Annotated in this window: 6 protein-coding genes, 2 tRNA genes and 1 pseudogene; 5 read left to right on the top strand and 4 right to left on the bottom strand. The window is 66.0% G+C overall.

The genetic code is table 11. The features are described 5' to 3' along the window. The coding region (locus I6U14_RS17630; RefSeq protein WP_296901100.1) for a hydantoinase B/oxoprolinase family protein at window positions 1-1,539 on the bottom strand (1,539 nt) is incomplete at its 3' end. A 222-nt stretch (window positions 1,540-1,761) separates the two neighbouring features. Between I6U14_RS17630 and I6U14_RS17625 the strand changes: the two genes are divergently transcribed. Then, complete coding sequence (locus I6U14_RS17625) at window positions 1,762-2,343, top strand: Fe-Mn family superoxide dismutase (protein ID WP_296901099.1); 582 nt, start codon at window positions 1,762-1,764, stop codon at window positions 2,341-2,343. An 87-nt stretch (window positions 2,344-2,430) separates the two neighbouring features. Here the strand turns inward: I6U14_RS17625 and I6U14_RS17620 are convergent, their stop codons facing one another. Beyond that, complete coding sequence (locus tag I6U14_RS17620) at window positions 2,431-2,757, bottom strand: multidrug efflux SMR transporter (RefSeq protein WP_296901098.1); 327 nt, start codon at window positions 2,755-2,757, stop codon at window positions 2,431-2,433. A 146-nt stretch (window positions 2,758-2,903) separates the two neighbouring features. Here I6U14_RS17620 and I6U14_RS17615 point away from each other — a divergent pair, with 146 nt between their 5' ends. Next, window positions 2,904-3,485, top strand: a complete 582-nt coding sequence (locus I6U14_RS17615; RefSeq protein ID WP_296901097.1) for a lipid-binding SYLF domain-containing protein — start codon at window positions 2,904-2,906, stop codon at window positions 3,483-3,485. A gap of 114 nt (window positions 3,486-3,599) precedes the next feature. Here the strand turns inward: I6U14_RS17615 and I6U14_RS17610 are convergent. Both I6U14_RS17610 and I6U14_RS17605 read right to left on the bottom strand, forming a co-directional pair. Next, window positions 3,600-3,675, bottom strand: a tRNA-Glu gene (locus I6U14_RS17610). A gap of 68 nt (window positions 3,676-3,743) precedes the next feature. Beyond that, window positions 3,744-3,819, bottom strand: a tRNA-Ala gene (locus tag I6U14_RS17605). A gap of 197 nt (window positions 3,820-4,016) precedes the next feature. Between I6U14_RS17605 and htpX the strand changes: the two genes are divergently transcribed. From htpX to I6U14_RS17590, 3 genes and pseudogenes are all read left to right on the top strand, one after another. Next, window positions 4,017-4,889 (top strand): protease HtpX, encoded by an 873-nt coding sequence (gene htpX, locus I6U14_RS17600; protein WP_296901096.1) that lies wholly within the window; start codon window positions 4,017-4,019, stop codon window positions 4,887-4,889. 244 nt (window positions 4,890-5,133) lie between these two features. Next, entirely contained in the window at window positions 5,134-7,926 is a 2,793-nt protein-coding gene (gene prsT, locus I6U14_RS17595) for an XrtA/PEP-CTERM system TPR-repeat protein PrsT (protein WP_296901095.1), read from the top strand. 70 nt (window positions 7,927-7,996) lie between these two features. Then, a pseudogene (locus tag I6U14_RS17590) lies at window positions 7,997-8,375 on the top strand (excinuclease ABC subunit UvrA); the annotation flags it as partial.

Raw genomic sequence — 8,375 nt, 5'->3', positions numbered from 1 at the left:
CCCCGGGCTCTTGGTGCCCCGCCGGGCCCCGTGTGCCCGGCCCAAGGCCACCTTTCCTGGCAATGTGCGGTCTGTCGGCCACTGGCCGCCGGGCTTGCCGGCCTCGCCGCCCTGGATGCCCCATGCGGCATGCCGGCGGCGCTCGCCGATGAGCGTCGCCTGCGCCGGCGCGAGGCACTGAAGCTCCCGGATCAGTCCGTCACCGCCGGGTCTCGCACCCGCGCCGCCGGAGCCGCGCCGAACAGCATAGCGGGTGACCCGCAGCGGAAAGCGGGACTCGATGACCTCGATCGGCGTATTGAGCGTGTTGGTCATGTGCGTCTGCACGCCGCTCAGACCGCCGCCTGCGGCACCGGCACCCATGCCGCCGCCGATGGTCTCGTAGTAGTCCCAGGCGGTACCGTCGCGTACGCCACCGATGGCAAGGTTATTCATACTGCCGTGGCTCGCCGCTGGAATGTGGCCGTGCCAATGGTCGTTCTCGGCCTGGGCCAGCGCCCCCAACAGCACATCGACGATGCGGGTGCTCGTCTCCACATTGCCCGCCGCCACCGCCGCCGGTCGGCGGGCGTTGAGCAGGCACCCTTCGGGCGCATCCAGGGCGAGCGGGCGCAGCGCCCCGGCGCAGGCGGGCGTCTCCGGCGGCATCAGGCAGCGGAAGCAGTAGAAGACGGCTGCAGCGGCCACCGCCAGCGGGCAGTTGACATTGCCCGCCACCTGCGGGGCGGTCCCGGTGAAGTCGCAATGGGCGCTGTCGCCATCCACGGCGAGAGCCAGCCGGATGGGGATATCTTTGTTCCCGCGGCCATCGTCGTCCAAGACGTCTTCGAAGCGGTAGCAACCGTCCGGAATGGCGCCAACGGCAGCCCGGGCCAAGCGCTCGCCGTAGTCGTTCATGGCGCGCAGCCCATTGCCGAAGGCTTCCAGGCCGCCGTGGGCGATGAGCGCCGCCACCCGCGCGGAGCCGGCACGGTTGGCCGCCATCTGCGCGAAGAAGTCGCCGCGAGCGTGGCCGGGGCTGCGCGTGGCGTCAGTGATCTCCGCCAGAGCCGCCTCATCGAGGCGGCCGGCGCGAACCAGCAGGCGAGGCGGGATGACGACGCCCTCCTCGTCCAAGCGCTCTGAGATAGGCATGGAACCAGGTGTGCTGGCACCGATGTCGGCATGGTGCGCGCGGTTGGCAACGAATCCGGCGAGCTGCGGGCGTCCTGGGCCAGCATCTGCAAATACCGGCGCAATCAGGGTGACATCCGGCAGATGCGTACCGCCGAGGAAAGGGTCATTGACGATCACCATGTCGCCGTCGGACCAGTCGAAACGGACCACCAGGTCCGCCATGGCATGGGCCATGCTGCCCAGATGCACCGGGATGTGCGCCGCTTGGGCACAGAGGGCACCCTCCGCGTCGAACACGGCGCAGGAGAAGTCCAGGCGGTCGCGGATATTCGGCGATAGTGCCGCATTGCGCAGCACCGCCGCCATCTCGTCACAGACGGCGCTGAGGCGGCTCACGAACAGGCTAAGCTGGATGGCGTTCATGGCGGCAAGATGGCCTGCGGGCAGCAGGCAAAACGGCAATGGTTTTGGATGGATAGTTATCGTCACACGCCGCCCGCCCCGCGGCAAAGCTGCTCAGGCCCGAGCATCGCCAGCTCGTTGTCGTCTTGAGATACCCCATTGCGGGCACAAGATTGCCGCAACGAGCGAAACCACCGGCACAGCCGCCGATATCTCAACAACACGTCAACCAGGAGGCGAACCATGGCCCATGAGCTCCCCGCCCTGCCGTACGAGAAGAATGCCCTCGAGCCCGTGATCTCCGCGGAGACCCTCGAGTACCACTATGGCAAGCACCACCAGACCTACGTCAACAACCTGAACAACCTGATTCCGGGCACCGAGTTCGAAAGCATGTCCCTGGAGGACATCGTCAAGAACGCCTCCGGCGGTGTGTTCAACAACGCGGCCCAAGTCTGGAACCACACCTTCTACTGGAATTGCCTCAGCCCCAACGGCGGCGGCGAGCCCGCTGGCACCCTGGGTGACGCCATCAAAGCCAAGTGGGGCTCCTTCGACGAGTTCAAAAAGGCCTTCAACCAGTCTGCCGCCACAAACTTCGGCTCCGGCTGGACCTGGCTGGTGAAGACTGCCGACGGCGGCGTGGACATCCACAACACCTCCAACGCCGGCAACCCGATGACCGAGGGCCTGACGCCGCTCCTGACCGTCGACGTTTGGGAGCACGCCTATTACATCGACTACCGCAACGCCCGACCCAAGTACCTGGATGCCATCTGGGACAAGGTGAACTGGGACTTCGTCAGCGCCAACTTCGCGGGCTGACGCTCACAGCCGCCCTCGGCTGCGCCGAGGGTCGACTCTGGAAACCGCCCAGCGCCGCGGCGCTGGGCGGTTTTTTATCGGTGGTCCTTATTGCGGCGAGGCGAGCTTCAGACCGACGATGCCGATCACGATCAGGCCGACGAAGAAGAAGCGCGCCACGCCGGCCGGCTCGCCGAACAAGAGAAGACCGAGCACGAAGGTGCCGACGGCGCCGATACCGGTCCAGACCGCGTAAGCCGTACCCATCGGGATGCTGCGCTGCGCCAGCAGCAACAGGGTGCCGCTGGCGGCGATGCAGAGCACCGAGAAGGCGAGCCAGCCCCAGCGGACCCCGGCGTCGGTCATCCCGAGCTTGAGCCCCACGGGCCAGCCCCATTCGAAGAAGCCGGCGAAGATCAAATAAACCCAGGCCATCGACATCCCACTCCGCTCCCGGTTCTAGTACCCTGGCGTCTGCTATGCCGGTGCCGTGCGAACAGCGTTTCCACCTAGGCCCGCGCCGCCGGGCATTCCCCAATCGGGCCTGGCAATTGGCCCGCACTTCCGCACTGAGATCCCATATGGTCGTCGCAGCATTCCGTTCGAAAGCCCTTCTCACGGCCTGTGTCCTACTACTGGCCGTCGAAGGGGCCTGGGCAGACAAGTATCAGGCCACCATTGAAGTCTTCCGCCAAGCAGGGGAAAGCGCCAGCTTCTTCGAGAACAGCTACGGATATGCGGTGTTCCCCACTGTCGGGAAAGCAGGCATTGGTGTCGGCGGCGCCTTCGGTGAGGGCTTGGTCTATCTCAGCGGCGATGCAAGCCCCGTCGGCAAAACCACGGTCACGCAGCTCAGCATCGGCTGGCAGCTCGGTGGTCAGGCCTACAGCATGATCGTGTTCTTGCAAGACCGACGCGCCTTTGAAGAATTTACCAGCGGGAATTTCGAGTTTTCCGCGCAGGCCGAGGCGGTGGCGATCACCGCGGGTGTTTCCGCCGCTGCACGCACCTCCGGCAGCTCTGTGACTGCCAGCGGTACCGAGCACGACGCGGCGACCGCAGGGCGATACTACAAGGGCATGGCTGTCTTCACGGTAACCAAGGGCGGGCTCATGTACGAGGCCAGCATCGGCGGTCAGAAATTCAGCTACAAGCCACTCTGACATCGGCCGGATCCACAGCGCCAACACCAGAGCCGAACCCGAGACAGGCATTGCGCCCTTTCTGCATCCAACAAAAAGGGCTGCCCGGAAACCCGAGCAACCCTTTACCTGGTTTGGCGTCCCCACGGGGATTCGAACCCCGGTTGCCGCCGTGAAAGGGCGGTGTCCTAGGCCTCTAGACGATGGGGACATGAGGCAGGTTCGGACGAAAAACCGGCCGGCCGCGAGGCGGCCGGCCGGACTTCCCATACCGGTGTTTGGTGGAGCCAGGCGGGATCGAACCGCCGACCTCAACACTGCCAGTGTTGCGCTCTCCCAGCTGAGCTATGGCCCCAGTAAGCCGCGCACTATAATCGGCTGCGGCGGATGTGTCCACCCTCTAGGCCCGGCGCTTCTGGCCGTACCGACCGTGAGCGCTTACCCCGCAGCGCCGGGATGACTTGCGCCGGCCGCAGCGGGCATCCATGTTACTTGCGCTGAAATTTCCGACCGACACCAAATCCATCCTGATCCACTGGGAGAAATCCGCAGATGCTGAGAGTGTTGCTGTTCGTCGCGACCAACTTCGCGATCCTGACGGTGCTCTACATCGTGTTGAGCATCCTTGGCGTGTCCGCACAGACCGGCAGCGGGCTGCTGATCCTCGCGCTCGTGTTCGGCTTCGGCGGCTCGATGATCTCACTGTTCATGTCCAAGTGGCTCGCCAAGCGTTCCATGGGCGTGCAGATCATCGAACAGCCGCAGACCCCCTTCGAGCAATGGCTGTTCGAGGTTGTACGCCGGCAATCCGAGCAGAGCGGCATCCGCATGCCGGAGGTGGGTATCTTCGATCAGCCGGACCCGAACGCCTTCGCTACCGGCTGGAACCGCAACGACGCGCTGGTGGCCGTCAGCACAGGGCTGCTGCAGCACATGAACCGAGACGAGGTGGAGGCCGTGGTCGGCCACGAGATCAGCCACGTCGCCAACGGCGATATGGTGACCCTCGCGCTGATCCAGGGCGTACTGAACACCTTCGTCATCGTGCTGGCGCGGGTCATCGGCGGCTTCGTCGACTCCGCCCTGCGCGGCAATAACGACAGCGGGGGTGTCGGCATCGGTTACTTCGTGGTGTCGATCATTGCGGAGATCATCCTGGGCTTCCTCGCCTCCATCGTCGTCATGTGGTTCTCGCGTTTCCGTGAGTTCAGGGCGGACGCCGGCGGTGCCCGACTCGCCGGCCGCGAGCAGATGATCGCCGCCCTGCGCGCACTGCAGCGTGTGCATGAGCCCCACGATCTGCCGGCCGGCGAGTTCGCCGCCTTCGGCATCTCCGGCAACATCGGCGACGGCTTGAAGAAGCTGTTTGCGAGCCACCCACCGCTGGAAGAGCGCATCACGGCGCTGCAGAACGCCAAGAGGTAAGAGCGAGGGCCTATCCGTCGCTGCCGACGGCCTGTCGCAAGAGTGCCCTGCCGTAGCGACCAGGCAAACGATGGATGACCCTCGGTGCGGTGCATCCGAGCCATGACATCATCGACGGGCACGAAAACGTGCACTGCAGTTCGTCGGCGCTAGGCCCCCGTGTGCGCACGCCGGCCTGACGAACCCTCAGGCGATGCTTATGATGCTGGCGTCGTTGTGCCACTGACCAGGGAGAACCACCAATATGGCCAGCCAAATCCAGACCCGACTCCAAGGTCGTCTACCCGTCCTGCGCCTCTGCGTGGCGCTGCTGTCGTTACTGCTGGGCATACCAACCTTCGCGAACGCCTCGATAGATGACGCGGAAAAGGATTGGCACCAAGGCGAGATCCAAGGCGCTATCGTCCGCCTCAAGAGCCTGTTGCAGCAAAGCCCTGATGATGCCGCAGCACGCATGCTCTTGGGGCGTATCTACCTAGACGTTGGCCAGCCGCTCGCTGCCGAGCAGGAGTTCATGCGCGCCAGGGATGCGGGCGCCGACGATGCGGAGACACGAATAGGTCTCGTTGAAGCGCTGTTGGCCCCGCGTGCCATGTCCCGGGCGCTGGAATGGGCCGACCCGACCGAGGATGCGACCCCCGCCCAACGAACGGACATTCTGGCGCTGCGGGGCAGCGTGCGCTTATACCAGGAGCACGCGGACGCCGCCGCGAAGGCCTTCTCAGAAGCGGTGGATGCCGACCCCAGCGCCCTGCGAGCCATCCTCGGTATGGCAACCCTTGAGCTGCGCCGCGGCGACACCGCCGCCGCGCGGGCGAGCATCCGTCATGCGATGGACCTGCATCCGGAGTCGGCGGATGCCTGGCAGGCATTGGCAACCCTGGAGCGGATAGAGCGCAACAACCAGGCTGCCATTGACGCCTACACGCAGGCAATCAAGCACGCCCGCAGCAGCTGGCCGCTGCACTACCAGCGGGCCGTGGTGCACCTGGATGAGCAGAACTTGGAATCGGCGTCCGCCGACATCGAGGCCGTGCGCCGACAGCGAGAGCGCCTTCCCGGCCTTGCCTACCTGGAAGGACGCCTTGCCCTGCTGCAAGGCGATGCGGCCACCGCCGCGGAGCGGCTGGACGCCTACCTGCAGCTGGCGCCCGACGACTCAACCGCAATCTACTACGCGGCGCAGGCATTGAACCGCGTCGGCCGTCACGCACAGGCGGAAGAGTACCTATTGCGACTCACGGCCGCCCTGCCGGACAACCCTCAGGCGCGTGAACTGCTCGCGAGCACCCGCCTCGCGCTAGGCAACGCCGCTGGTGCGGAGGAAGCAATTCGCCCTATCGCCGGGTCCACCAACGCATCACCGTTGGCCATGGAGTTGCTGCGCCGGGCGCTCGCACAACAAGGCCGCGCGGATGAGGCGAAAGCACTCGTCACCAAGGCCGCCGAGCGCTTCCCCGAACTCCCGTCCGCACAGCTCGCCCATGCCCAGCAATTGCTTGCCGACGGCGATGTACAAGGCGCGCGTACGCTGCTCGAACGGGTGGTGAGCGCCGAGCCCGATAACGAGCGTGCTCGCATGCTGCTGATGCGCGCCGCCATCAGCGCAGGTGAGCCGGATACTGCCCGTGCCGCGGCCGACGAGTTCCTCGAGCGCGCGCCGAACAACCCGTTGGCATACACCGCCAAAGCCGCCCTGCTCGCCCAAGCCGGAGAGCTCGACGCGGCCCGTGCAGCGTTCGGCAAGGCGCTGGAGCTTGACCCGAGCTTCGAGCGCGCCGCCCTCGCACTGGCCGCCCTGGAGCTCGGCACGGACCGGCCCGAGCAAGCCAGCGCAGTGCTGGACGCTGCCCTGGAGGCAGATCCGGACAATGCGGATATTGCGCTCGCGCGCGCAGCCCTCGAGCAACGCGAGGGCGACACCGAGAGCTTCATCGAGCGCATCAAGGCCCTCCTCGACCAAAGCCCCGACGCCCTACGCCTGCGCCTGATTTTGGCACGCAGTTATCTCGCAGACGGCGATGCGAGTGCCGCTCGGACTCTGCTCGAGCGCGCACCGGCGGAACAGAAGCGAAGCCAGGCTCTGCTGTTGCTGAAGGCGCAGGCCGAGCTTGCAGCTGGCGACGCGACGGCCTCAGCAGCGACGCTCATAGAGCTCGCCGAGCGCAATCCCACCATACCCCGGTTTCGCTATCTGCTCGCCTCGCTGAATGCCCAGCGCGGGGATCTGCGGGCAGCGGAGACCAATTTATCGACTGGCCTGGAGCTCGACCGCGATGCCGAGCTGGAGCACGAACGCCTGGCTCGGATTCTCGCCGCCCAACCGGGGGGCGCTGAGCGTGAAGCCATGCTGGAACGGCTCCTGTCACTGGCGCCCGAACATCCCACACTGCGAGCCGCATGGGCACGCTTCCTGATTGGGAAGGGCGACTTCGCCGAGGCCAGTACCATACTGGGCGAGCTCGCCTCGGCCCATCCGGACACCCTCGTTTACACGCTTTGGCTCGCCGAGGCACGCTCCAGCGCCGGGCGGCCCGCAGAGGCGCTTCACCTGATGCGGGAGTGGCTGCAGGCGCATCCCAGTAACGTCGCAGGTCGCCTGGCGCTGGCGCAACTCGGCCTTGAGGCGGACGATGAGGCGCTTGCTATCGAGCAGTACCGGCGCGTGCTCGACAGCAATGCGAGCAATCCCATCGCCCTCAACAATCTGGCGATGCTGCTGGCGGAAACAGCGCCGGAGGAGGCACTGGGTTATGCCGAGCGGGCGCTGGCGCTGAACCCCAATAACGCGGCCTTCATCGACACCAAGGGCACAGTATTGCTGGCCAAAGGGGACTACGCCGAGGCACTACCACTGCTCTCGCAGGCCCATTCCAGCAGCGCGGACCCCAGTATCGCGTTTCGCTACGCCCAGGCGCTCGCCGGCACGGGCGACGAGGCCGGCGCGCGCCGCGTGCTGCTGAACCTGAAGACCCAGTCCTTCCCCGAGAAGGCAGAAGCCGACGCCCTGTACGAGCGCTTGGCGGGCGGTAACTGAGGCGATACCGCGCCATTGGATCAACGTTTCTCGCAAGGCTGACTACGAGACCCGGGAGGCGCCGTTAGGCATGGACTCGATCCGCATCCGCGGAGCGCGCACGCACAATCTGAAGGACCTAGACCTGGACCTGCCGCGGGATCGGCTGGTGGTGTTCACTGGACTCTCCGGCTCCGGCAAGTCATCGCTGGCCTTCGACACCATCTACGCCGAGGGCCAGCGCCGCTACGTGGAGTCCCTGTCGGCCTACGCCAGGCAGTTCCTGTCGGTCATGGAGAAGCCGGACCTGGACCAGATCGAGGGGCTCTCCCCCGCCATCTCCATCGAGCAGAAGACCACCTCCCACAACCCCCGCTCCACCGTCGGCACCATCACCGAGATCCACGACTACCTGCGCCTGCTCTATGCGCGGGTGGGCACGCCCCACTGCCCGGAGCACGGCGAGCCGC

This window comes from Thiohalocapsa sp. (genome assembly GCF_019695415.1).
Lineage (GTDB): Bacteria > Pseudomonadota > Gammaproteobacteria > Chromatiales > Chromatiaceae > Thiohalocapsa.
This window is presented reverse-complemented; position numbering and strand designations above follow the sequence as displayed.